At 66.5% G+C, this 24,343-nt stretch carries 22 protein-coding genes and 1 pseudogene; 18 read left to right on the top strand and 5 right to left on the bottom strand.

The window, feature by feature from the left end; all coding sequences use genetic code 11:
• Both G4D87_RS10345 and G4D87_RS10340 read right to left on the bottom strand, forming a co-directional pair.
• A partial coding sequence (locus G4D87_RS10345; protein WP_163781422.1) for a DUF2726 domain-containing protein occupies positions 1 to 340 on the bottom strand: 340 nt, incomplete at its 3' end.
• A 39-nt stretch (positions 341 to 379) separates the two neighbouring features.
• Complete coding sequence (locus tag G4D87_RS10340; RefSeq protein WP_240358164.1) at positions 380 to 2,317, bottom strand: DEAD/DEAH box helicase family protein; 1,938 nt, start codon at positions 2,315 to 2,317, stop codon at positions 380 to 382.
• A 97-nt stretch (positions 2,318 to 2,414) separates the two neighbouring features.
• Between G4D87_RS10340 and G4D87_RS10335 the strand changes: the two genes are divergently transcribed.
• Positions 2,415 to 3,002: a super-infection exclusion protein B gene (locus tag G4D87_RS10335; RefSeq protein WP_163781420.1), complete on the top strand. Its 588-nt coding sequence runs from the start codon at positions 2,415 to 2,417 to the stop codon at positions 3,000 to 3,002.
• A gap of 1 nt (position 3,003) precedes the next feature.
• On the opposite strand, the gene G4D87_RS10330 is transcribed toward G4D87_RS10335, so the two are convergent.
• From G4D87_RS10330 to G4D87_RS10320, 3 genes are read right to left on the bottom strand one after another with little or no spacing between them, the layout of a single operon-like run.
• Positions 3,004 to 4,338: a PD-(D/E)XK nuclease family protein gene (locus tag G4D87_RS10330; RefSeq protein WP_163781418.1), complete on the bottom strand. Its 1,335-nt coding sequence runs from the start codon at positions 4,336 to 4,338 to the stop codon at positions 3,004 to 3,006.
• A gap of 5 nt (positions 4,339 to 4,343) precedes the next feature.
• On the bottom strand, positions 4,344 to 5,579 hold the full coding sequence (locus G4D87_RS10325) for a DNA-methyltransferase (protein WP_163781416.1): 1,236 nt from the start codon (positions 5,577 to 5,579) through the stop codon (positions 4,344 to 4,346).
• A gap of 33 nt (positions 5,580 to 5,612) precedes the next feature.
• A complete protein-coding gene (locus G4D87_RS10320; protein WP_240358163.1) occupies positions 5,613 to 7,973 on the bottom strand; it encodes a virulence-associated E family protein in 2,361 nt (786 codons plus the stop codon).
• Positions 7,974 to 8,663: 690 nt separating this feature from the next.
• On the opposite strand from G4D87_RS10320, the gene G4D87_RS10315 reads away from it, so the two are divergent.
• From G4D87_RS10315 to G4D87_RS10235, 17 genes and pseudogenes are all read left to right on the top strand, one after another.
• Positions 8,664 to 9,377 (top strand): sigma-70 family RNA polymerase sigma factor, encoded by a 714-nt coding sequence (locus G4D87_RS10315; RefSeq protein ID WP_163781414.1) that lies wholly within the window; start codon positions 8,664 to 8,666, stop codon positions 9,375 to 9,377.
• A 608-nt stretch (positions 9,378 to 9,985) separates the two neighbouring features.
• Positions 9,986 to 10,360: a hypothetical protein gene (locus tag G4D87_RS10310; RefSeq protein WP_240358162.1), complete on the top strand. Its 375-nt coding sequence runs from the start codon at positions 9,986 to 9,988 to the stop codon at positions 10,358 to 10,360.
• Positions 10,353 to 11,768 carry a terminase large subunit domain-containing protein gene (locus G4D87_RS10305; RefSeq protein WP_163781410.1) on the top strand — a complete coding sequence of 472 codons (1,416 nt, stop codon included), beginning with the start codon at positions 10,353 to 10,355 and terminating at the stop codon, positions 11,766 to 11,768. Before G4D87_RS10310 ends, G4D87_RS10305 begins: the two co-directional genes overlap by 8 nt.
• A 26-nt stretch (positions 11,769 to 11,794) precedes the next feature.
• Positions 11,795 to 13,123: a phage portal protein gene (locus tag G4D87_RS10300; RefSeq protein WP_163781424.1), complete on the top strand. Its 1,329-nt coding sequence runs from the start codon at positions 11,795 to 11,797 to the stop codon at positions 13,121 to 13,123.
• A 35-nt stretch (positions 13,124 to 13,158) separates the two neighbouring features.
• Positions 13,159 to 13,962, top strand: coding sequence for an HK97 family phage prohead protease (locus tag G4D87_RS10295; RefSeq protein ID WP_163781409.1), 804 nt, complete (start codon positions 13,159 to 13,161; stop codon positions 13,960 to 13,962).
• 4 nt (positions 13,963 to 13,966) lie between these two features.
• Complete coding sequence (locus tag G4D87_RS10290) at positions 13,967 to 15,055, top strand: phage major capsid protein (RefSeq protein ID WP_163781406.1); 1,089 nt, start codon at positions 13,967 to 13,969, stop codon at positions 15,053 to 15,055.
• An 11-nt stretch (positions 15,056 to 15,066) separates the two neighbouring features.
• Complete coding sequence (locus G4D87_RS10285; RefSeq protein WP_163781405.1) at positions 15,067 to 15,480, top strand: hypothetical protein; 414 nt, start codon at positions 15,067 to 15,069, stop codon at positions 15,478 to 15,480.
• Positions 15,481 to 15,570: 90 nt separating this feature from the next.
• Complete coding sequence (locus G4D87_RS10280; RefSeq protein WP_163781403.1) at positions 15,571 to 16,227, top strand: head-tail connector protein; 657 nt, start codon at positions 15,571 to 15,573, stop codon at positions 16,225 to 16,227.
• Positions 16,227 to 16,550 carry a hypothetical protein gene (locus tag G4D87_RS10275; RefSeq protein WP_163781401.1) on the top strand — a complete coding sequence of 108 codons (324 nt, stop codon included), beginning with the start codon at positions 16,227 to 16,229 and terminating at the stop codon, positions 16,548 to 16,550. The genes G4D87_RS10280 and G4D87_RS10275 overlap by 1 nt, the downstream gene beginning before the upstream one ends.
• The gene (locus G4D87_RS10270; protein WP_163781399.1) at positions 16,550 to 16,969 is read left to right on the top strand and encodes a phage tail terminator protein; all 420 of its coding nucleotides are present in this window, start codon (positions 16,550 to 16,552) and stop codon (positions 16,967 to 16,969) included. Before G4D87_RS10275 ends, G4D87_RS10270 begins: the two co-directional genes overlap by 1 nt.
• Before the next feature lie 36 nt (positions 16,970 to 17,005).
• The gene (locus tag G4D87_RS10265; RefSeq protein ID WP_163781397.1) at positions 17,006 to 17,422 is read left to right on the top strand and encodes a hypothetical protein; all 417 of its coding nucleotides are present in this window, start codon (positions 17,006 to 17,008) and stop codon (positions 17,420 to 17,422) included.
• Between the two features lie 50 nt (positions 17,423 to 17,472).
• Positions 17,473 to 17,859 carry a phage tail tube protein gene (locus G4D87_RS10260; RefSeq protein WP_240358161.1) on the top strand — a complete coding sequence of 129 codons (387 nt, stop codon included), beginning with the start codon at positions 17,473 to 17,475 and terminating at the stop codon, positions 17,857 to 17,859.
• A complete protein-coding gene (locus G4D87_RS10255) occupies positions 17,859 to 18,515 on the top strand; it encodes a hypothetical protein (protein ID WP_163781393.1) in 657 nt (218 codons plus the stop codon). The genes G4D87_RS10260 and G4D87_RS10255 overlap by 1 nt, the downstream gene beginning before the upstream one ends.
• A gap of 33 nt (positions 18,516 to 18,548) precedes the next feature.
• Positions 18,549 to 18,902: a phage tail protein gene (locus tag G4D87_RS10250; protein WP_163781391.1), complete on the top strand. Its 354-nt coding sequence runs from the start codon at positions 18,549 to 18,551 to the stop codon at positions 18,900 to 18,902.
• A gap of 251 nt (positions 18,903 to 19,153) precedes the next feature.
• On the top strand, positions 19,154 to 21,502 hold the full coding sequence (locus G4D87_RS10245) for a phage tail family protein (protein WP_163781390.1): 2,349 nt from the start codon (positions 19,154 to 19,156) through the stop codon (positions 21,500 to 21,502).
• A 1-nt stretch (position 21,503) separates the two neighbouring features.
• Entirely contained in the window at positions 21,504 to 22,265 is a 762-nt protein-coding gene (locus G4D87_RS10240) for a hypothetical protein (RefSeq protein WP_163781388.1), read from the top strand.
• A 111-nt stretch (positions 22,266 to 22,376) separates the two neighbouring features.
• A pseudogene (locus G4D87_RS10235) lies at positions 22,377 to 24,343 on the top strand (hypothetical protein); the annotation flags it as partial.

Raw genomic sequence — 24,343 nt, 5'->3', positions numbered from 1 at the left:
CTTTGGGGCCGACTCGAATGAGAGGTATGTGTAGTTTTGTGCAGATTGAGTTCTTTAGGCGATCGCGCCTGTGTGCGCTTGGGGATCGATGTGAAGGGCCGTCCACTTCGATGGCATATAGAATTTGCCTGTCCTGTTCTCTTACGATGACGAAGTCGAAGCTGGCTTGGAGTGCGTAGGTGGTCTCTTCTTTGCTTAGTCCTGCATTTTTTATGTTTATTGCCTGGGAGAGGCTTGTTTTGGCGTGGATGGCAAGCCCATTGCCTATGGAATGGTGTTTTAGTTGCTGATGACTGGTGTCTTCGAGTGGGTTGACTGTGATTTTCTGTCTTCTTTCCATGGAACTCTGTGCCTTGGTTTGGTGGATTCGGACGTGCGCCTAGCGCATCTGCAAGAAAAGCAGGTTGGAAGCGCTCTGGGTACTGTGTAGTAACTTTTGTGGCTGCCCATCTGTCTGCTGGATAAACCGCGCTCGTTCCTGCGCAGTCGCGAATGCCTCGATGTAGTCCTGTGTGTGGAGACATGCGTCCACCTCGACGCACGCGGCTTGTTGTCCGGGGCGATGGGTGCGTGCGAGTAGTTGCTCCCAGGTGGCTCCGTCCGAGGGAGGCGTTACCACGAGGTTGCGCGAGAACTGCTGGAGGTTCTTCCCTGTGGCGTGTGCCTTGATGCTCGCCACCACGGAGCGCCTCCCTGTCTCCCGGAGGATGGCTTCGGACGCGACCTTGCCCCCTCCGTGGAACGGCACACTCGCCGCCTTGGCGATGCGTTCGCCTAGCTCTGGATACTCGACCCAGACGATTCCCACCCGCGAGCGAGCCCATTCCGCAGCGTCCTTCACGAGGAAGTCCGACACCCAAACGGCTTCGGGCTCGGGGCGGACGGCGGCATGAATCTCCGCCCACTCCGGCCACGTCGCCGCGTGCCAGACCGGCTTATCGCCCTCGTATGGTGGCGACATATGCGCGCGGATGGCCGCCTTGGTGAGCAGCCCTGGCGAATCCAGGTGCTCGCGACGCTTGCCCTTCAGTTCCTCCCAGACTTCCTTGTTCCATGCTTTTCGCTGCGCGAACCACTTCTCAATCAGTTCCGGAGGCTCGCCCCTCGGGTAGCGCCAGCGATGGTAGAAGCCGGATGACAACTGGCGGGCGCAGGCCACAGATTGGAGTTGCTCTTGAAACTGCTCCCCGTCTGGACGCTCACCCGCGTGCGCTAGTTCGATGAGGGCGAGGAGTTGCGCGGGAACGGGGCCTGGGTAGCGCGGGCGGATGATGAGCGGCTTGTTCAGCGCGCTCTCTTCCGTGGCCACCACGCCCCGCGTCGCGTTGCGGCGGCGCTGGAAGCCCTCGCGGACGTGCTCTCCTGGCTCGCACAGTCGCTCCAGCGCGCCAGGAGGAGCCACCACCCTGCCCGGGTCTAGGGCTGTCCCCCATTCCTCCACGACGTGGTGGGCCAGCGGCAGGGGCGAGCCCTCACCGAGTGCCAGCCGCGAAAGGTGCGCGTAATCCTTGATGCTCTTCGAGGCGAAGGTTCCGGAGAGTGCTACGAGGCGCGTCCGTGGGTGCTTCTCGAAGTAACGTAGGAATCGCCCCGTGCGCGCGGACTTCGGGTCCTTGAGATTGTGGGCCTCGTTGAGGATGACCAGGTCCGGGCGAATGCGCTCCAGGAGGTCCGTGGCTTCTTGACTGGAGAGCTTGTTGTAGGTGACGACGTGGAGCACCGGCAGCCCCGCGCGAAACCAGCGGCCCCCTGCAAGGTTGGGCAGGCGCCAGTGCGCTCCGTAGTAGCCCCATTCAGCCTCGAATTGCGGCAGCAGGTTGGCGGGGATGAAGAGGACGGCCACGCGACAGCCGGGCATCACCATCGGGGTGAGGAAGGAGGTCAGCTCCTTTCCATGGCCGGTGCCGATGGGAGCGAGCAAGCCACCCACGCGCGAGGCTTCCAGGAGGGCGAGGCGCTGGATGGGGAGCAACGCGGACGGGCACCGTTTCCCGAGCGCCCCACAAGTGCAACGCGTGTCGGCAGGGGCGCGCAGCGTGGCTTCCAGCGCATCGAAGTCTGCATCGGCGTAGGTGTTCGCGAGGTCGCGGCGCGGAAGGCTCAGCACCCGTGCGAGGTCTGGCGACCAGCCCACGGGCTGTCCCTTCGCGATGGTTGCACGGTCGCCCGTGAGCTTCGCGAGAGACGCGGGCGCAGAGGTGGCAGGGCGCTCAGCGGAATTCACCGCACCCGGGTGTAGCCGGTGGAGGAGTCTCATACTGGGATGTGCTGCTGCTCGAATGAGGGCTTGGGCTGTCTGGGTGGGCGGATTGCCCACATGTCATGGTGCGCCGACTAGCCAAGTCGGAGCTGCTCGTTAAGATGTGGCTGGGTAGAGGGGATCTGCACCGTGCGGCCCGATGGAGGCTATCCGCTTGGCAATCGATCCAGCGAAGTGGTGGCAGTTTCTGCGCGAGTCACTGAGCGCGCCCAAAGTTTGGGGCTTTGTCCTCTTGGTCTCGTGCCCGGCGTTGCTCCTGCCCCAACCGGCCGCCGAGTTGCTTGGCGTTGCCGGACTGCGAGAAGAGTTCCGACCATGGCTAGGTGTAGCAGCCTTTGTTGCCACTGCTGCGCTTCTCGTCAACATGGGGAGTGGAATCGTTGCGTGGTGGCAAAGGCGGCAGCGAAGCTATCGCCTCCGTATGGGATTGTTCGAGCTATCCCCGACGGAGAAGGTACTGCTGAGTGGCTACTTGCGTCAGCGCACGAACACTCGGTATTTTCATCTCAACAACGGGATCGCGGCTGGGCTTGTGGGAAAAAAGATCCTCTTCCTAGCCTCCGCTAATGGTGATTTGATTAATGGGTTCCCTTTCAATATTCAGCCATGGGCTTGGCGCGATTTGAACGAATGCCCCGAGGTTCTGATGGTTTCACCCGAAGATGCTCGGGCGCTTGAAGAGAATCCCATTGATGAAGACGGGATGCCGATCCCCGCCCACCGTCTGAGTCGAAGGATTTAGACTACCGAACTCCACGAACAACCACGTCGAACGCCGGTTCGAGCGCCTCGACGATGACCTGCATCAGCTCCGACTGGGCGACCCCGAGCGCGAAGTAGGCGCCGGGCGGGGGCAGCTCGGCGCGCGCCGCCATAGCCAGCGCCCCGCGCCACTTGCCGAATCCGAGCGCCGAGTCGGAGCCAGCGAAGCGCACGTCGTCAACGCCGCCCGCTTCGGCCACCTTGCGATGCATGGTGTCGACGTAGCTCGTAAGCGACTTGGGCTGCGGTCCGTCGAAGGTCGTCGGGATGCAGTCGACGAAGAGAACCCGAAGCGCGCTCGTAGGCGACGGGGCCGTGTCGGTGGGCTGCTCGGGCTCAGCCGCCTTGCGAGGGCGACCGCGACGCTTCGGCGCGGGCTGCTCAGTGGCCTGGGCGACCTCTGGAGCCGTTTGCACGGGCGTAGGTGTGGGCGCGTCCGGGGGCAGAATGGCGGGCAGCTCCGGGGCGTCGCGCTCGACCGCGGCGTCGATGGTGGGGGCCTTGTTGAGCAGCTTGTCACGCAGGGACATCGTCTTGTTCTCTCCTGTGAGGCACTTCGCCATGAACGGACACCCGCCGTACTTGCCGCAGGCGGGGCCGTAGTTCGCGGGCACGACGGAAGCTTGGGCAGCTTGCGCGTGCTCCTTCATCGCTTCGACCTGGGGCTCGACCTTTGTCTGCCACTCGTGCGCGACGTGCTCGGCGGGCATCGTGGCGACGACGGACGCGGCAAGGCGTTGTCCCCGGATCTGGTAGTAGATGTGTTCAAGCTCCAGCGTGCGCAGTCCCGGGAAGCGCTCAACCTGGCTGAGTGCCCACGCGCCATAGCCGACCATCTGCAACCCGGGTTCGGTGTCGGCGTCGGCGAGTTGCTCAGCGCTCGCGGCATTCGTCGCGACGTTGCTGGTGAACTTGTGGTCGGTGATGCGAAGGACGCCGTCAGAAGCGAGCCGTCGAGCGTCTACGAGGTCGATGAATCCGGTGAAGGGGATGCCCCCCGCCGTCAGTGGCGGTTCACCGTTCAGCGGCTGTTCGACGAGCAAGTCAGCGCCGGGCGTGGGCAGGAGATGGGCACCCGCCTTAGCGAACGGGCCCAGTACGTCTTCACCCGTCGAAAGGAAGTGCTCAAGCTGGGCGTGGCCTTCGGTGCCGATCTGCTGCGCTCCCGTCGTAGGCTCGGGGATGCGCATGACCTTCTGAAAGAACCATGCGCGCGGGCACAGCTTGTGGCGCTTGAGCTGCGAGACGCTCAATCGCTGGATGACCCCGGCAATCACCGAGGGGCCGTGCTTGGGGAGGTCGACGGAAGGCGTCACCTTCCCTAAATGCGTGCGGATTTCGGGGGTGGTTCAAGCGCATGGCACAGGCGGGCGTGCGCAATCTCCGCGTAGTCCGGATCGCGCTCAAGGCCGATGAACTCGAAGCCTTCGGCGAGCGCTGCGACACCTGTCGAGCCGCTACCCGCGAACAGGTCGAGGACCGTCCCGCCCGGGGGCGTGATGAGGCGACAGAGCCAGCGCATCAGCGCGAGCGACTTCACGGTCGGATGGTGGTTGCGCCCGCCGCCTGAGTTCGCGCCTGCGCGTGGCGAGTTCATCCCCGCGCCGCCTTCCTTGCGTCCGCACGCTTCGGCACCCGTGCGGAACGGGAGGTGAGCGCAGCCCGTGTCCCGCTCCGTCCTTGTGGGTTTGGCGACGTAGAAGAACCGGCTCGCGCCGCATTTCGTCGCCTGCGCGTCGAGCAGCTCGGCCGCCGCTTCGTCGAGCGTGACATTGGCGGGCCATCGTCCTGACTCGTCGACTCGTTGCTGTGGACGTCCGGTGCCGTAGACGGCGCTCGTCACCGTGTCATCCCGCCCGGGGTTGCGCGCCTTCGATTCGGCGAGATCCGTCGGGTCCGCGTGGGGGATGCGGCAGGTGGCGACGTTGAGCGCGCCCGTGCGCCAGCGCTGAACGTTCTCCGCTACGGTGCCCCGCAGTGGCTTGCGACAGAGAATCCAGTGCTCAGCGGCGGGCTTGAGCGCCGTTCCCCAGCCCTCCCATTCGCGAGCGGCGTCCGTAGCCGGAAGCGTCTCGACTTCGAGGTGAGAGGGAGTGCCAGAGCCGAAGACTTGATTGTCGGAGCGTCGCCCCCGGTTCGCGTACTTCCCCGGGCCGATGACGAGCCGCTGCGCACCCGCCGCTGCGTCGAGTGCCTTGCTGACGTTGAGGGACTTCGGGAAGCCCGTGCCGAACAGGTGCATCACGACGTCGCGAATCTCGAAGCCCGCGTCTTCCAGTGCTGTTGCCGTCCAGTGTGACGTTCGCGGCAGGGCCCAGACGAGCGCGTGTCCCCCGGGCTTGAGTACCCGCAGGGCTTCGCGCATCACGTTGGAGAGCCATGCAATCCACGCGTCGCGTCCGCCCTTGTCGCTGTCCCACTCGCGTCCCATGAAGCCGATTCCGGCCGGTGGGTCGGTGACGATGGCGTCGACGCTGTCTGGGGTGAGAATCTCCCCCACCCGCGCGGCGTCCCCAACGAAGAGCGCCGCGCGGTCGGCGAGTAGCTTGTTGTGCATGCTCCGTAAATGCGTGCGGGTTCTGCTGGTGACTCACTCACGCGCAGCCGGACTGCTCGCTACGGCATGGAACGCCGCGCGTTGCTCGCCGCGCTTTTCCATGGGCGCGTTCTTCAGCTCGTCCGGGAGGTAGTAGACGAGCGGGCGCTTCCCGTCTCCCATTCGGCGCTGTCCCCGGGTGAAGCCCAGCGACTTCAAGGCAGCTCCGATTTCCCGAGAAATTCGGTGGTCAACCTGCGCTTGGTGGAGTGCGAAGGCTTCGATGCCGACATGGAGAAGCGTCACGTCCGAGGGGCGCTTTTCGGGCGGCATCTCCAGAATCCACCGCAGGATGACTTCCTTCCGGCTGTCCCCCACGTTCTCCATGCGCAGCGCGGCCTGCTGCTCTGCCCCTGCCGCCTCCTCGTTGCTCAGCCACCAGTCCTCGCCCTGGTGGAATCGCACAACGGCTTCGGCCCAGATTTGGTCGCGGTCGCGCTTGAGTGCGTCGGTGTCGATGCGGGCGCACTTCACCGGCCAGAAGCGTCTCTGTCCCGTGGGGTCGCGCAGGTAGTCGTCGTCGTTGGTCGTCCCGACGAACACGCAGCGTCGCGGGGCCTGCACGTTGGAGCGTCCGTAGGGCGGCCGGTAGGTGTCCTCCGTCCGGGTGATGAATGCCTTGAGCGCCTGGTCCTCGCTCTTGCGGAACGTGCTCAGCTCGGCCAGTTCGATGAACCAGAACTGAGAGGCCAGCATCGCGCTGTCCCTGCTGGTGACGTCGATGGGCGCGTCGCTGAAGTACCGGCCCCCCAGGATGCTGAATGCCGTCGACTTCCGCAGGCCCTGGGGGCCCTCAAGAATCATCACCGTGTCGACCTTGCACCCGGGCCGCAGGGCACGCGCAACCGCCGAGATGGCGAACTTCGCGCCGACGGCCCGGAGGTATTGAGCATCCCCCTGCGCGCCGAAGTACGTCTCAAGCATCCCATCGAGTCGCGGGGTTCCATCCCAGACCAGTCCTCCCAGGTACTCGGCGACCGGGTCATAGCTGTTGCGCTTCGCGACGGCGAGGAGTTGCTGCGCGACGACGTGCGCTTTCGGCATCAGCCCGAGCTGCCCGTACTTGCTGAGCTGAATCCAGTTGGCCACGTTGACGTCGAGCGTTTCCAGGTCCGCGTTGGAGCCGAGGGGGCCGCCCTCGACCTCCAGCTTCTTCGTGACTTCGTTGAAGCGGAAGACGCCGCGCCACTCGGGCGACTTGAGGAGCACGGTGAAGACGTTCGCTTCGCAGTTTCGAATCTGCCGTCGGGTGTCCTTCGTGATGTCGAGGAAGAGTTCCTTCATCCACGCGTCGGGGTCGGGAGCGTTCTCTTCGAGTCCCGGGCCGTCGCTCGACGCGGATTCAGGTGCGCGACTGCCCAGGGCTTCCCAAATGGCCGTGTTGTCCGCGAGCCGTGCGGCATCTCGCGCTTTCCGACGCTCGCGGTGGCGCCGCAGCTTGAGGACGGCCTGCTCGCACAGGTGCTCCGTCCCGTCCCGCCAGTCCGTTGCCGCGAAGGACGCGCGGAACAGCTCGATGACGACGGCCTCGGGCGTGGAGAGAGGCAGGACAAAGGCGGCGCATGACATGAGCGTGTTCAGCGTCGTGTCCTGCTCGCCGACGGGGGCCAGGGGCTCACCGGCAAGGGCGCGGCGGATGATGGCGAGGTGCTCAGGCTTCCTGATGCGGCGCAGGAGGGCCCGCAGCTCGTACAGGTCGACGGGTTCCTCGGGCTTCGGGAAAGGCACCGGGGCCGCCACCGTAGGGAGTCCCGCCCGGGACATGGCGAGCAGCGCGTCGACGTCGAGGGGCGCTCCGTCTCCACTGGCCGCGTAGGGCACCGCGCCCATGGGCGCGTTGGGCAGGAAGTAGATGCGCGCCAGGTCCTTCGTGGCCGGGTCGGCGGGGAGCCCGAGCATCCGGATTGCGGCCTCGCGCACGGACGGCCACTCGCGCGGCAGCACGGGCCGGGACAACGGCATCACCAGCCGCAGGCAGTAGTCGTCGGGTGGGCGGTTGCTGTGCGTCGAGTGGACGGCGAAGGCGAGTCCATGGCGCTCGACGGCGTCGAGAAACGAGAGCTGCGGCGCGCTGAGGTGGTCCAGGTCGAAGACACCCACCGTGACGGCGCGCACGTTCTCCGAGCGGCGGCGCTCGACGATGTCGACGGGGCTCCAGGCGGGGCCATTCTTCGCGGGGCAGCCACGGACGCACGGCGACGTGGGGCACTGACTCCGACGGTGAGAGACGAGTTTCGCTGACAGTTCGGGCCACGACAGCTCAGCGGCTTGGGGGATGTTGTCCTGGGCGGACGCGTAGAAGGCGACCTTCAGCCGAAGGGCGCGCAGGCGCGTGGTGTCGGGCGTGTGGCTCATGCCTGGGTAAATGGGTGCGGATTCTGCGAATGGCTCAGTGAGGAGTGCGACGGAGGCGGGAGGCGTGTGGGGTACGTGCATGGCATCCGGTAAATGGGTGCGGATTTTCCGAGTGGCCCACGGAATCGTCAGCGGGGCGGATGCGGCAGGTGTCGCGCCGTCCCTGGTAAATGAGTGCGGATTTCGCGAATGGCTCGGCTGTCGCGGCGGGGCGTCCGGCGTCATGCGGCACTGGAGCGCGTTCCCCCAAATCCTTAGCCTTCTCTATTACCTATCCTCCTTTCTACTACTCCATCTTTTCTAAAGAGAAGAAGGAGAGAGGATAGGAAGAGAGCTTGATTGATGACGGGGCGTTGATGCCTGAGTCGTTCGCGGAAGTCGCACGCATCTACTCGGGACATGCCGACTCGCCTTCGTCGCCGCCTGTCGAGCGTGCGTGAGCCGCTGACGGAATCCACACGCATTTACCGGGGGAGCGGCAGTGGTGCCGCAGGGCCGGCTTCGTGTGGCCCACTCCGGGCGAGGCGTTCAATCACCGTGTCTGAGACTGTCTGTGAATCGAGCGTAGTCGGCATGCTGCATGCTTCTGTTGGGGCGATGTCTCACGCAGCCATTTGTCGCAAGGGGAGTGCGAAGAAGAGTGTTTCACACAGTGAGTATGGCCTCCGGGCGGCTCGGCAATCCGAACTCGTGTTCCGCATCCTGTCGGCCCGCGCGAGCGGCAACGCCGTGCTGGAGCGACGGTTGTCCGCTGAGTTGCTCGACTCCGTGAGGCCCCTCATCCGGTGCATCGTCGGGGCCCTCTTGCCCATCGCGGGCTCGTTGTCGCCTGATGACCTCGCACAAGTTGCCGCCATGGCGGTGCTTCGCGCGGTGTCCAAGTACGACGCCACGAGGGGACGCCAGTCGTTCGGCCAGGTTGCCTACTTCCGGGCGCGGGCTGCTTGTGAGCAGTACGCGCGTTTGCACGGCACCGACGTTCACCTGAGCGACGGCGCGCACAAGCGTCGCACCGTGCGTTCAATCCACAGCAACGAAGGCAACGTTGTCCGCGTCCACCGCATGGACATACCGTCTCATTTTTCGGACGGTGCTTCGGCCGATGACTCGTGGGTCGACGAGTTGGAATCCGCACTCCGCGAGATGTCGTGCCTGGAGCCCGACGGGGACACGCCCGAGGCGGAGTTGCTGTCAGCGGAACGTCGAGCCCTTGTGTTCGAGGCGGTGCGTCGGCTGGCCCCTCAGCAGCGAGAACTCGTCTCGCGCGTGTTCGGCCTCAATCGCCCGGCGCAGTCCGTGCGCTCCGTGGCGGAAGCATGGGGCGCGCCGAAGAGCCGCGTTGACCGGATGCTCGCGCGTGCGCTGGCTGAGCTGCGCGAGCGGATGGCCACCCTGGGGATGTAGCGTGCCCGTCGTCGTTTCGAACCGAGGGGGCCGCTGTGCCGTGTGCTCCCTGCCCATTGAACGGGGCGAGGTCATCGCTTACGAGCGCGCGGTTGGCGCTCGTCACATGGCCTGCGCGGACGTGGATGCGGCTCGCCGAAGGAACCTCTACGCCGCTCGTTGCGAGCTGTGCGGCGTGCGCCTGTCGCGTGGACAGGGCGCGCTGACCGTCGACGAGCGGCAGGCGCCCGATGGAACGTGGCGCCGTAGCTGGCGGGCGCGGTGTGTCGAAGTGCATGCGTGTGACGCGCGGATTCGTGCCACGCAATGACAATCACTGTCTGTGAAGTGGGGTTGCTGTCGGAGTGAAATGACCTGGGAGGAGCCCCCCGGCTCGGATTTTCTGTCTGCGGCGGAATCCTGGCTTGCTCGGAGCGCCCCCACTTTCGAAAAATTCTGAGAAAAACCGTGGGGTCGATGCGTTTTGTTGAGCGCTCCCCCGAAAAACTTCGCGAAACCGCACGCATTTACCGGGTGTGGCAAGACCGACCAAACTCACTCCTGAGCTTCAACAGCAGATCTGCGAGCACTTGCGCTCGGGCCTCTTCCGTCGAGCGGCTGCGGGCCTCGTGGGAGTCGACGAGCAGACCGTCTCCCGCTGGTTCCACCGGGGCGCGAGCGAGGCGCGCGGGCTCTACCGCGAGTTCTTCGTCGCGGTGAACCGGGCCGAAGCGGAGTTCATGCAGGGGGCGACAGAGACGCTCCAGGCTGCGGCGACGACGAACCCCAAGCACGTCCAGTGGCTCTTGAGCCGCCGCTTCCCGGAGCTGTACGGACGGCGCGACAACGTCGAGGCGAAGAGCCCCGAGGACCAGTCCGCCGACACTGCCGCCCTGCGCGAGCTGCTGATTGACCGGCTGGGGAAGTTCCTCCCGGATGAGCCGCCCGCTTCCGAATCTGCCCCGTCCGAGCAGTTCGAGGACAAGGGGGCGAGCGATGCGTAGCCTTCTGGCGAAGGGCGCCTGGGGGAAGTTCGCCGAGGGGCTCGCGCCGCACGAGTCCCCCGCGTCCCGGATGGTCCAGACTGCCGGTTCTCGCGCTCAGCTCGCGAAGCTCTTCGGCGGGCTCGACGACAAGGAAGTCGAGCTGCTCGTCTACGACCTCGACTTCTGGGCGCGTCGCGAGCAGTCGCCCCCGGACAAGTTCTCGACGTGCTTCGTCATGGCCGGGCGCGGCTTCGGGAAGACGTGGTGCGGCGCGCGTTGGGTCATCAAAAAGGCGTGGCAGGCGAAGAGCGTCGGTGCCCTCATCGGCCCGACTGCGGCGGACGTGCGCGACACCATGATTCGCGGCGCGTCCGGCATCCTCGCCCTGTCGCCCCCGTGGTTTACGCCCAAGTACGAGCCCAGCAAGCGCCGGGTGACGTGGCCCAACGGCGTCTATGCCATCTGCTACTCGGCGGATAAGCCCGACCGGCTGCGTGGCCCGAATGCCGGATGGGGCTGGGGCGACGAACCCGCTTCGTGGAAACACGACATGGCGGCGGTGGACCAACTGCCGCTCGTGTTGCGCATCGGCTCGCGAGAGGACCCGCCGCAGCTCCTCCTCACCGGGACGCCGCGCCCGCTGAAGAAGATTGAAGAGCTGCTCTTCGCGAACGCGGAGACGCAGGAGCTCAAGCCGGGCGTGGTGCTTCGCACGGGCTCTTCGCTGAGCAACTTCGCGAACCTGGCGCCGACGGCCGTGGCGAACATGCGGGCGCTGGCGAACACCCGCTGGGGACAGCAAGAGGTGCTCGGCCGCCTGCTCTTCGATGTGCCTGGGGCAATTTTTGGCTCGGCGAAGTGGGGCCGCGTGGAGGCAGACGCGCACGAGTACGCGCAGCAGCTCGACAGGCGCATCGTCAGCGTGGACCCGAGCCCGACGAGCGAAACCGGCTCAGACGAAACGGGCATCATCGTCCAGGGGTGCAAGTCGAGCGCGCTCTTCGGTGCTGACGGGGTGTCGCTCAAGCGTGTTTCGGTGCTGGCCGACCTGTCGCGCCGAGCCAGTCCCCGCGAGTGGGCGACGACGGCCATCCGGGCCTACCTGGAGTTCGCCTGCGACGCGCTCGTCGTCGAGGTGAACACGGGCGGGGAGATGGTGGAGACGCTCATCAGCACCGTCGCGGGCGAGATGGGGGTATCCGTCAACGTGAAGCCCGTCCGGGCAACGAGCGCGAAGAGCAAGCGCGCCGAGCCGGTGTCCGCCCTGGCCGAAGCGGGCCGCGTCGAGTTCGTCGGCACCTTCCCGAAGCTGGAAGCGCAGCTCAGCAAATTCACGGGGATTAACGGCCGAAGGGATGACAGGGCCGACGCCTTCTGCTGGGGCGTGCATGACCTGGTCTTCGTCGAACAGTTCTTCGCGGTGTGAGGTTCTCCATGGGGATGCTGGACAGAATGCGTGCCGCGCTTCGCGGTAGCAGCAAGCGCAAGGGGACGGGCCTGGAGCTGAGCCGCTGGGCATCGGCCCCGTCGCGTCGCGAGGTGCCCGCGCTGCTCGCGGCCTACGCTGAGATGCCGTGGCTGGGAACCATCGTCGACACGGTGGGCGATGCCTTCGCGGACGTGACGTGGCGGGCCTTCACGCGGCAGGACCCTACGACGCGGAAGACGCTGGTCGACGTGTCGCTGCGGCGGGCCTGTGGCGACGTGCGCCGCGAGCGGTTGAAGTCGCTCGTCGAGGTGGGGGGCGCGGTGGAGCTGCCCGACCATCCCCTGTTGCGGCTGCTGGCGGACCCGAACGACTACATGACGGGCCGCGACTTCGCGAAGCTCTTCTGTCTGCACTACGACCTGACGGGCGAGTTCTTCGCCGTCGTCGAAGAGTTGGCGGGCGTTCCGGTGGGACTGTGGCCGGTGCCGCCCGACTGCGTCCTCGCGCTTCCGGACTTGAGCAAGCCGAAGTCGGAGCGCACCTACACGGTGGCCGCTGGCGGGCGGACATTCCTCCTGCCCGCGTCGAGCGTCATCTACGTGAAGCGCTTGAATCCGGCTGACCCGCTCGGCCGTGGCATCGGCATCGCCTACGCCCTGGGCGACGAAGTCGACACCGACGAGCACGCGGCGCGCTTCACGAAGAATGCCTTCTTCAACAACATGCTCCCGGGGGCCGTCATCGCGATTGAGGGCTTCAACGAGTCGCAGGCCGGGCCCGCAAGGGCCTTCAAAGAGTCGCTCGCGCGCGAGTACGGGGGCCCCGCCAACGCAGGCCGGGTGATGATTACGAGCGGCCGGACGACGTTTGCCCGACTCGACACGCCCTTCCGCGACATGCAGCTCGTCGACCTGCGCCGCTTCCTCATGGACTTCGTGCGGATGGTGTACCGGGTGCCCCCGGAGATTGTGGGCGACGTGACGAGCAGCAACAAGGCGACGAGCTACGCGGCGCGCGAGCACCTTGCCGAGCAGGCGACGAAGCCGCGCGCCGAAGTCTTCCTGGCGTCGATGCAGAAGCACCTGGCGCCCCGCTTCGAAGACGAAGTGCTTCTCTCCTACGACTCGCCTGTTCCGGCCGACCGGGAGCACCGGCTGCGGATTATGGGCTTGCTCCCGAGCGCCTTCACCTTCGACGAGTGGCGAGCCGAAGCGGGATTCAAGCCGCACGCGGAGCGCCAGGGCTTCGCCGAGCTGCTTCCCGGCCAGAAGCCCAACGAGCCGGGCCAGACGCCGACGCCCGTCGAGGGCAGCTCGGCGGAAGCGAATGCCGAGGCGAAGAAGGACGGTTGAGCCACTCGCGGAAGTCGCACGCATTTACCGGGTGCATGCCTGGAACCATTACACGCTCCCTGCGGCTGAGCGCCGTCCGAAAGGACGCGGCGACGTTGAGCGCCGTCGAGTCCATTGGCGGACGGCGCGTCTTCAAGTTCAAAGCGAGTGACGGCGACTTCGACCGCTACTCGGACCGGCTGAACGTCAAGGGCTGGCGGGTGGACGGCTACAACGCGAATGGCGTCGTCCTCTACAACCACGACGACGGGGCGAGCGCCGCGATGACGGGTGCCGAGCCTCAGTTGCCCATTGGGAAGGGGCGCGTCTACGTCGAGGGCGACGCCCTGATGGTGGACATCGAATTCGACGACGAAGACGAGTTCGCGAAGAAGGTTGAGCGCAAGGTTTCAAAGGGCATCCTGAATGCCGTCTCCGTCCGCTACCTCATGCTCCCTGGCCAGTACCGGCAGAACGAGCGCGGCGGCTATGACTGCGACGCGCAGGAACTGCTCGAAGTCTCCGTCGTGACGATTCCGGGGAACTCGCGGGCCGTGCGCTCGAAGTCCCTGGACGAAGCGCCTGACGACCTCGTTGAGCGTGTTGCCAAGCGCGTTGTCGAGCTGCTCGACGCACGGGCCGAGGCGAAGTCGACGGACGAAGACGTCGAGGACGAGCAGAAGAGCGAGCCCGACGAAGAAGACGTCGAGGACGAATCGAAGTCGGCGGACGAGGAAGACGTCGAGGACGAGCAGAAGAGCGAGCCCGACGAGGACGAAGACGAGACGAAGGGTTTCAACGCCGCCGACGCCGCGAAGAGCTTCGTCGAGGCATTCAAGGGCTACATCCGAGGAGTGTGAAGGAATGACTCGCGAGCAAATCGCACAGATGGTGAAGGCGCTCGGCCCCGAGGTCGCGCGAGAGCTGATGGACGCCGCCGCTCGAAGTGCCCCGGGCCTGGCTGAGCCGGGCAACGCGCCGCGCGGGACTGGCGTCTACGCGAGCGCTGAGAACTTCGGCGGCTTCGCGAAGAGCGTCATCGCGGCCGGACGCCGCACCGGAGCCGCCGAGCTGGTCGACGCCGCGAAGCGCTTCGGCAACGCCGACGTCCAGAAGGCCGTTCAGCTCAGCAAGTTCGACTCGGCCGGTGTGCTGGTGCCCATCCAGCAGAGCGGCGAAGTGATTGAGTTCCTCCGGCCCGACGCGGCGATGCTCAAGCTGGGCGTGCGCACGCAGACGTTCAAGGGCGAGCTGCACATGGGCAAGCAAACCGGGACGTCCGTCTTCAAGTGGGTAGGGGAGGGCGAGACGGTGCCGAAGAGCGCGCCGAAGTACGGGAAGATTGTCCTCAAGGCGCACAAGGGCATGGTGCTGACGGACATCAGCAACGACTTGCTGCGCACGCCGGGCGTGGGTGACGCGGGCGTCGGCGAGGACATCCGGGCGACGGTGGCCGATGGCCTGGACGAAGCGGGCTTCAACGGGGACGGGACGGGGGCAGCACCGAAGGGCCTCTTCGCTCAGCTCGACGCCGCGCACACCTTCGCTTCGACGGGGACGACGCCAGCGGCCTACCTGGCCGACATCGACAAGGCCGTCGAGCTGCCGCTGACGGCGCATGTCCGCATGGGCAGCGCGGCGTGGGTGCTTCACCCGACGCGGGCGACGGCGCTGCTTCAGCTCCAGAACTCCGGCGTGTGGGTGTTCCGTCAGGAGATGCTCGATAGGGGCACGATTCGCGGCTTCCCCTTCGTGATGACGACCCGCGTGCCGGTGTCGCGCATCACCTTCTCGGCGGACTGGCGACAGTTCATCTACGGCATCGACGAGGACCTGATTCTGTCCGAGCACGACACGCGGGCGGAGTACGACGAGACGACGGTTCGCGCCATCGTGAAGGGCGACTTCAAGGTTCGCCAGCCGAAGGCGTTCAGCTCCATCACCTACACCTGAGAGGCCCCACCATGAACGCCAATTCCACCGACGCGGGCGTGCTCGTCGGCATTCGCCCCGGGACTGTGCCCGCCGCTGTGAGCGCGGGGACGCGAAACAGTGCCGCTGTCGACCGCTTCAGCTTCGACTCGTGCGTGCTGACGGCTTCCACGGGGGCAGCCACGGGCGCTCCGACAGCGCTGTCGCTGGCCGCGAAGCTCCAGGACAGCGCCGATGGCCAGAACGGTTGGACGGACCTGCCCGATGCCGCCATCGCGCCGCTGACCACGGCTAACGCGGTGGCCCGGGTCAACGTCCGGCTCCCCACCGCGCAGCGTTACCTTCGCGTCGTCGAGACGGTGGCCCTCACGGGTGGCACATCTCCCACCCTGGGCGCGTCCAGCCTGATTGTCCTGTGCGGGCCGGACGAGATTCCCGCCACCTAGCGCCGCGCCACGACGCATTTCCTGGGCCGGGGCTCCCTTTCCCCTGGGGGCCCCGGCTTCGTCGCTCCTAGGCCCTCCTGAGCCCCTTCCATGGCCCGCCCGACTGACCTCTGCCTTGCCGCTACCGTGGCCGCCGACCTGGGCGTGCCCTCCGACTCGCACGTCGAGCGCTGCGTCACTGCCGCCAGCAGTGCAATCGCGAGGCTGTGCGGCAGGGCCTTCGAGCGGGCCACGGTGACGGAGTACCCGGACAGCTACGGCCGCCCCTACGTCCTCCTGAGCCGCCCGCCGCTCGTTGAAGTCCTCCAGGTGATGGACGGGGGCGAGCTGCTCGACGCCACGGCCTACACCCTTGCCGGGGACCTTGCGGCGGGGGGCCTTCTCTACCGGCTTGCCGGATTGTGGCCGGTGACGGCGCATGTTGGCGGGCTCGTCACCCTGACAGTCGAAATGCGGCAGGGGCGCCCCGATGCGCTGGCCGTGACGTACACGGGCGGCTACGTGACGCCGGGGCAAGTGGCCCTCGACGCGTCCAAGGGGCCTGTTACCCTGCCTGCCGAAGTCGAAGAGGCCGCCATCCTCGAAGCCTGCGCGTTGTACCGGGGGCGGGGGCGTGACTCCGACGTGTCCAGCGAGAGTCTCGGGGATTGGTCCGTGAGCTACCGGGATCGGAGCGCGGGCCAGCGCCTTGCGAGCCCCCGCGCCGAGCTGCTCGTCGCGCCTCACGTCCTGTGGAGGGCCAGTTGATGAGCGGGCCCGCTTCTCTCTTCCGCCAGCGAGTGAGCTACGCCGAGGTCATCGGCCGCGACGCGTGGGGAACGCCGCTCCTGGGTCCCATCCATGAAGCGCCCGCGCGCATCCAGCCGAGTCGCAAGCTGATTCGCGACGCCAACGGCGCCGAGTTCGTCGCTTCCTTCGTCGTCTACACCGAAGCACCTGTCACCTTGCGGCACCGGCTTTGGTTCAAGGGCGACGACATAACCGACTTCAACCACGCCCGCCGCCCTGCCGCCGTTGACGAGCACGTCGACGGGGCGGGCGTCCTGCGCTACCGAAAGGTGTGGCTCTAATGGCCCGCGACACTGCTGCCGACCTCTCGACGATTCTCGCCGCTGGGGGCCTCGGGCTGAGCGCCGGGGCCAACCTGTTTCTCGGCCCGACGCTCGAAGACGACGACGCAACGGTGCCGGACGTTGCGTGCTTCGTGCTGCAAACCGGAGGGGAGCCGCCGCAGAGCTACATCGGCGGGGGCCGCAAGACGTTCCGAACTGTCACCTGTCAGGTCCGCGTGCGCTCGGCGCGTGAGAGCTTCCGGGAGGGACAGGCGCTCGCGCTCGCGGCCCTCGACGTGCTGCACCTCGTGAATGCCGCGTCCTATGTGCTGATTGAGGTGGACGAAGGCAGCCCCAACTACATCGGCACCGACGGAAGTGACCGACACTGGTGGACCTTCACCGTGAATGTCTCCTTCGTCGACCTGGGCGCGTGAGCCACGGCGAGAAAGCGCACGCATTTACCGGGGGCAATGCCACTCAAAGTTGCTCTTGATTTCAGGCTGCTCGACAAGCTGCGGAAGGTAGAGCGGCCCGTACTCGCCGACCTGGCGCCCTTGACTCGCGAACACGCGTCAACGGTGCTCCAGGCGAGTCGTGCCCTGGTGCCTGTGGGCGCTCGGGACACGGACGGCAAACCGCCGCTGAGTACGTCCGGGTTTGTCGACGGCCCGGAGCTGAACGACGCGAAGGCGAGCGTCAGCGCGACGGCTGGGTATGCCCACGACGCAGCGGGCGCCATCCACGAAGGGTTTCACTGGGGCGAGCAGCGTTTCGCCACGCCGGTCCACTTCCTGCGCAAGCCCGCCCGACGGGGGCGCGCGAAGTTCCGCAAGGCGGTTGCCGCCCAGATTCTTGCCACGCTTTCGCGACTCTTTCCGAGTCGGTAGGGAAACTACCAATGGCGACCCCTGTTGCTGCTCACCTCGACAGTGTTTCGGTGCGCTCAGACGCGAATGCCACGCAGGCCGCTGACCGTGTCGACGGCCTGACGGATGCGTCGCTTAGCGAGACGGGCGACTTCGTCGAGACGAATTACCTCGGCGGCTCGGGCTACAAGTCCCGCGTCCAGACGCTGAAGGACACGAGCGCTGACCTGTCGGGACACTTCATGGAAGGCGACGCGCCGCAGTCCGTGCTGCGTGACGCGCGCGATGACGGGAGCACCGTCTACGTGACGTTCATCTTCGACCCCAGCGCCTCGGCCGGCTCCAAGGGCAAGCGCATCCCGATGGTCGTCAACAGCTACGACGAGAAGCTGACCCCGGGTGGTGTCGTGGAGTTCACCTGCAAGCTCTTGGGCAACGGCGCCCCGGTGGCCGTCTGATGGCCGTCATCGCCGCGCATGTCGGCTCGCTGTCCGTCGCGGGCGAGCCCTCCGAGTTCCTCGAAGCCGAAGCCGTGCCCGCGTCCGACTTCACGGGGACCGAGTTCCGAATCGCCGACCCGGCGCTTCGGCGGCTCAGCCCGGGGGGGCCCGTCTTCGTCGAGGTTTCCCCCAGCGGGGATGGGGACTCCTGGACGCCTGCCGAAGCCTTCGTCGATCCGCTCTTCGGCGACGTGTACCTCGCCAGCGCCCCAGGCCCGTCGGCCCTGGTGCGCGTCTCGGGCTACGCGTTGCCCGTCCATCCGCTCGCCCTGGTGCGCTCCGTCTCCCTCACCGTGACGAACAACGTCGTCGAGCTGCAAGTCATGGGGGACGGCTACAAGCGCCGTTCGGTGTCGCTCCGGGACTTCTCGGGGGAGCTGACGGGGCTGGCCCTCTCCGAGCTCGAGGTTGCGGCGCTGGCCGACGGGACGCCGCTGCTCATCGAGGTGGGCAAGGCAGCCGGGGGCCAAGTCTTCCGCGCGTGGGTCAAGGTGCCCGAGTTGGCCCACAAGCTGACGCCCGGGGCCCTCTACGAGCACACCGTGAAGTTCCTCGGCTTCGCCTTCCAGTCGCAGGACGGCGCCGTTTTCGCCTGGGGCTACGGCACGCCCTGAGTCACCCACGTTTCACACCCCAAAGGAGAGTCCATGTCGAACAAGCACAAGCTGCTCGCGAAGAATCGTCGCGTCCTGAAGTCGGTGGAGGTGGACGGCGTCAAGGTGAACATCATCAAGCCGACGATGGGGGACAGGCTACGGCTGATTGAGCAGGCCCGCGAAGCCGGGGAGATGACGGAGAAGAACGAGCCGACGGGGGACAGGGCCGGGGCGCGGATGCTGGGGCGCATCGCCGTCTGCGTGCTGCACGACGCGGAGACGGGCCGCCCGATGTTCTCCGTCAACGACATCGACGAGCTACTCGACGAGTCGTGGCTTGAGGACTTGGCGGCGGACCTGACGGACGTCTTCAACGTGAGCGAAGAGAAGATGCGGGGAAAATAGACAGCGACCCCGAAGCGAGCCTGCTCTACGGGGTTGCCTCTCTCCTGAAACTGCCGCCCGAAGCAGTCCGTGAAATGCCTTACGAGGATGTCGTCGGGCTCGTCGCCTATGCGCGAAGAGAGGCTGACGAACTCGAAAGGCGCCCGTCCAACCAACAGGCCCCAGGCGTGTCGCAGCCGGGCCAGCAGTCCGTTCGACGTTTGCGCAAGAGGTGATTCGTCATGGCTGGCGGTGGTTTGAAAGTTGGCGACTTGTATGTCGTCGTCACGGCCGCCGTTGGCGAGTTCTCCAAGTCCATGCGACGGGTTGTCGCGGACGTTGCTCAGACGGCCGACAAAGTCGAGAAGCTCGGGAAGAAGATTGGCGCAATCGGCGGACTCTTCAGCGTGGGCCTGTATGGCGCGCTTGCCGCCGTGGCTGAGTTCGATAGCGGCGTCACCGAGCGGCTCGACAGAATCAAGCTCATCTTCACCAACGTCTTCGCTGAAATCGGCGAAGCCATCCTTCCGCACATTGAGAGACTCTCCGAAGTCCTCGAACATGCGCTCGGGTGGTTCCAGCGGCTTGAGCCGTCGGTGAAGCAGTCCGTCGGGACGATGCTGGTGTGGGGGACTGCGGCGGCGCTCGCGGGTGGCGCGCTGGGGACTGCCGCTGGCGTCGTTAAGAGCACTGCCGAAATTGTGGGTACGGTTGTCGTCCCTGCGCTGGACGGTGCGGGAAAGGCCGTCGTGCGCTTCTCCGGATTCGTCCGTGGGGAGACGCCCGTTGTTGAAGGCAACCTGAAGAAAGTCGCGAAGGGGGCTGAGCAGGTCGACGCGGGCTTTGCTGCGGCCTTCCGCAATGCCGCCGCGCGTATCCTCGTGGTGGCGGCGCCTCTGGCGGCTGTCGCGCTCGCCGTTGCAGGCGTAGTGCTTCTGGCGGGCACGCTTTACAAGGCGTGGAACGACGCGAGCACCGGCATGCGCGATGCGTTCGTGTCGGCCTGGAGAGGCGTCACCGAAGTTGCGGGTCGCGCGGTGGCCTTCTTCCGGGAACTCTTCACGGGGCTTGGGGCCATTGTCGGGACGTGGGCACGCGGGCAGCTCGAAACGTTCGCCTTCGTCGTGCGCAACCTGGCACGCATGGCGGCGCCGCTGGCCCGCGCGCTCAACCTCGACGGTGTCGCGGCCTCGCTCGAAGGGTTGAAGGACCTGAACGGCGACGCGCTGCTCGGCGGGCTGAAGGGCTTTGCCGACGGCGCACTCGGCAAGTTGAAGGACGGCTTCGCATCCGTTTGGGCGGACGTCTCCTATGGCGCGGGCTACGCCTTCGATGGCGTGAAGCTGCTCGGCGGTGACGCTGCGGCGTTCCTCCGTGAGAAGTTCGGCGGCGTCTTCGACGACATGCTCGGCGGGCCGAAGGGCAAGCTGCGCACGCCGTCCGCTGGGCCGGAAATCGAAGCGGGCCGCGTCCAGATTGGGAACTTCAACGCGAAGGAGTTCCTGACGAGCGTCGGCAACGTCGCGGCCGTCATCGAACAGGTCGCCCGGAAGAAGGCGAAGGAACTCGCGGACGCGCTGGCTCGCGCTGTCGACGAAGCGAAGCGCACCCTCACGAGCCGCTTCACGCAGGCCCTGGGCGGGCTCTACGAGCTGTTCGAGCGCTTCGAGCAAGGGATGCTGGTGGGGGGCGTGTGGGGCGGCGTCATTGCCGTGGTCGCCGAGCTGCTCGCGCAAAGCTCGACGTTCGCCACGCTGATTCAGATGACGGCGAGCTTCATCCAGTTCGTTGCCGATGCCATCGGCCGCGTGCTGGCCCCGGTGCTGCCGCTCCTCGCGTCCGCCTTCAACATGGTGGCGCCGCTGCTCGACGCCATCGTGCCGGTGCTCGAAATGCTGCTCGCGCCGCTCCAGGCGATTGCCCCGGTGCTGGAGGTGCTCGGCACGCTCTTCCAGGGACTCGCCCCGCTCATCAGCGTGTTGGGTCAGATTCTCGTCGCGCTGACGCAGCCGCTGGCGCTGCTCGCGGGCCCCATCATGAAGGCGTTCTTCGCCGTCGTGCGCGTCGTGGCGATGGGCATCCTCTACGTCGTGAAGGGCGTCGGGACGGTGTGGAACGGCATCATCGGCTTCATTGCCGGTGTCTTCCGCGCACTCAGCAAGATTCCTCTTGTCGGTGGCGCCTTCGAGAAGATGGCGCGGGGGCTCGACAGCATGAAAGTCCCCATGGACCAGGTCGACGGGGCGTTGAACACGCTGCGAGATACGACTTACGAGTCGGCCGCCGCGAACTCAGCCGCCGCTGTCGCGCAGTGGGAGAACGCCAGCGCCACGAAGAAGGCGACCGAGGCGCTCACCAATGTCCCTTCCGGGTTCAAGGTGGCGCTCGCGCGGTTCAACGCGCAGGACCCGGTTACAGGGCAGCCGCAGGGCGTGCATGGCGCGTCGCCCGTCACGTCGAGCCCGGCTGTCCCGGTGAGCGGCGGCAACGTCAGCGTGGGGCAGATTGTGATTCAGGCCGGGAATGACCCGGCCGAGACAGTGCGGCAGCTCTACGTCGAGATGAAGCGCGAGGCGGGCAGGCGTCGCGGCAATGGCGAGTGGCTGAATGGGAGGTATTGAGATGCCCTTCCTGAGCTTGAATGGCATCACCGTGCCCGTTGTCGAGGGACGGCGCAGGCAGGTGAGCATCGGTGTCGACTCGCGCTCGTTCAGCGGCGTCTACCGGCTCGGGCGCCGCGCGACGCGCCAGGAGTGGGAGTTCAAGACGGGGCCGCTGTCATCCGTCGAGGCGTTGGCCTTCCGTGGGCTGATTGCCGGGGACGGCCATGCACTCGCTTTCGACGGCGACACCTTCACGAGCCGGGGCCTTGCCTCATCGATTGCGACGGGGGGCCTCTTCCAAGGTGCCCGCTTCGGGGGCGGCTTCGAGCTTCCCATTGGGGTGTCTTGCGGCTGGGCGATGCAGCTTGGGCCCCGCTGGACGACGCTGCATCACCTCTTTGACGCGGCGGGGGCTGTTTGGCTCCAAGTCATCAACCGGAGCGATGGGGGGCGCTGGATTCAGGGGGCGCCTGCGGCGAGTGCTGGCGGGCTGGTTGTCTCGGGTGGCGCCCTCTCTCTGACGGGGGCTCTCAACCTGCGGCGCTTCGACGACGTCGTCGGCCTGCCGTTCATGGTGCCGGACGCGTGGATTCCGGAAGTGGCCGCGTGGCACTCGGCTCGCGCGTGGAGCGCGTTGCCGTACCTGACGGCGGGCGGGGACTTCGCCGTCGGCGAAACGAAGGTGCTTGGCGAAGTGCGGGACGGCGAGTTCGTCGAGTTCATCCACCAGGGTACGCGCGTCATCGGCGAGCGGCTCGAATTCACCTTGCGAGAGGTTTAGGAATCCATGCGCAGCATGTCGTCTCAGGGGTTGGCGGCGCTCACGAGCCCGGCCGGACACGCTTCCCATGTTCGGGTGAAGGTGCTCGACGACGCGGGGACATGGCGGAACTTGAGCCAGCTTGAAGGGCGAGACTTCCTCGATGCCGTCGAGGTGGACGAGGACGTTGACCAGCCCGTTTCGGCCGCGACGGTGACGCTCAAGCGGCAGATTGAACTCTTCAGCGTGGCCCCGCTCCGAGCCGACTCAAAGCTGAACGCCACAAGCGGGCAGCTCATCCGGCCTGGACGCGAGTTCACCGTCGAGGCTGCGGTTTCGCCCCTCGGCATGTCGCCCAGCGAGGGGGAGTGGCGCGCGCTGTTTCATGGCGACATCGACGAAGTCGACTTCGCGGGAGAGCAGCTCGTCTTCCGTGGGCGCGACTTGGGCGGACGGCTCCAGGACACCTTCATTGAGGCTGAGCGGGCCTACGGGGACGACGCCCAGGGAGTTGCCGTCGAAGCGGTGATGCAGGCCCTCCTGACGGACAACGGGACGGGCGTGGTGCTCCATACCCCGGTGTCGCCAGGGTGGAAGCTTCGTCAGTACGCGCAGAAGAAGGCGAGCGTCCTGGACGCCATTCGCGAGTTGGCTCAGCAGATTGGCTGGGAGGTGCGCTACCGCTGGCGCGAGTCGAGCGGGACATTCGCTTTGTCGTTCACCGAGCCCAACCGGACGAATCCGCTGCTCGCGTGGACCTTCGGCCCGGACGACTACCGCGACGTCGCGAAGCTCGTGGTGAGCAGGACGGACGTCCGGAACAAGGTGGAGGTCGTCTATGCGGACGCGGGCGACTTGGACGTCACCGGGCAGGCCAAGACGAAGAGCGTCGTCGTCGAGGACGTCGCGAGCCAGGACGCCTACGGCGTGCGCTACATGCAAATCGCCGAGGGCGCTTCGAGCAACATCAACAGCGAGGTTGAAGCGCGGAGGATGGCGGAAGCGGCCCTGTCCGACTTGAGCGAGCCGCTCGCCGACCAGGAAATCGACGTCGACTTCTTCCTGCCGGTGGAGTTGGGCGACGTCTACCGGTTCCTCCCCAACGGCGTCCATTACTCGGGCGCGCAGAACCTGGCAGTCACCGGGTTCCGCCACGCCTTCTCGTCGGAAGGGGACGCTCGCACCACGCTTACAACGCGCGGGAAGCCCTCTTTCGGCATCTCCATGTGGCTGGAGATGGACACGCGTCCTGGGCTGGGTGAGCCCGCGCACACGTCCCCGCCGCTCGTCCCGCTCAGCATCACCGTGACGGCAGTCGTGAATGGATTCTCGCTGTCCCTCACCCCGGCTTCGAGCGGACGGGCGGCGGCTGGATATGAGCTGCACGTCTCGACATCCAGCGGCTTCACGCCGAGCAGCTCCACGCTGCGTGGGACGTTCGACACGACGGTATTCGGCGTGGCTGACTTGATGCCGGGGGCGACTTACTTCGTGCGCGTGGTGCCCCGGGACAGCTTCGGCAACCGGGGGGACCCCTCGCCCCAAATCGCCGTCACGCCGAAGCATCTCGAGGGCGCGTCGCTGAGCGACTCCGCAGTCGGCTTCCAGCACCTGCTGTACCCGCCCACCGACAACCTCATCCCGAATGGCTACAACGAAGCGGGCCTGCGCGCGCTGGGGAAGACACCCGACGGTGACAGGCTCGCCGAGGACCCCGTCAACGCGCGGGTGGGCCGCTGGGTGCGCCGGGTGGAGCTGATGAACACGGGGGCGTGGCCGGGCCTGAGCTGGACGGGCGGCTACGGCTCGGAAGCTCCAGGCGGGCGGCTCAAGTGCTCCCCTGGGGACGAGTTCTTCGCCGAGGTTTACGTCAAGGCGTCCTCGGCCACGGTAGGGGGCATGGGCAGCCTTCATTTGCTGTGGGAGGACGGAAGCGGCGTCTACGCGGGGCAGCGCACGAGCGTCTTTCTGGGGCAGGTGGGGACGTCCTACCAACGCGTCACGGTGAAGGGGACGTGCCCGGCCGGTTGCACGGGGGTTCAGCTCTTCTGGGAAACCCAGGTGGCGGCGGCGGACGTGGGCAAGCGGCTCTACTTCGA

Source organism: Myxococcus vastator (assembly GCF_010894475.1).
In the GTDB taxonomy this organism is placed as follows: domain Bacteria; phylum Myxococcota; class Myxococcia; order Myxococcales; family Myxococcaceae; genus Myxococcus; species Myxococcus vastator.
This window is presented reverse-complemented; position numbering and strand designations above follow the sequence as displayed.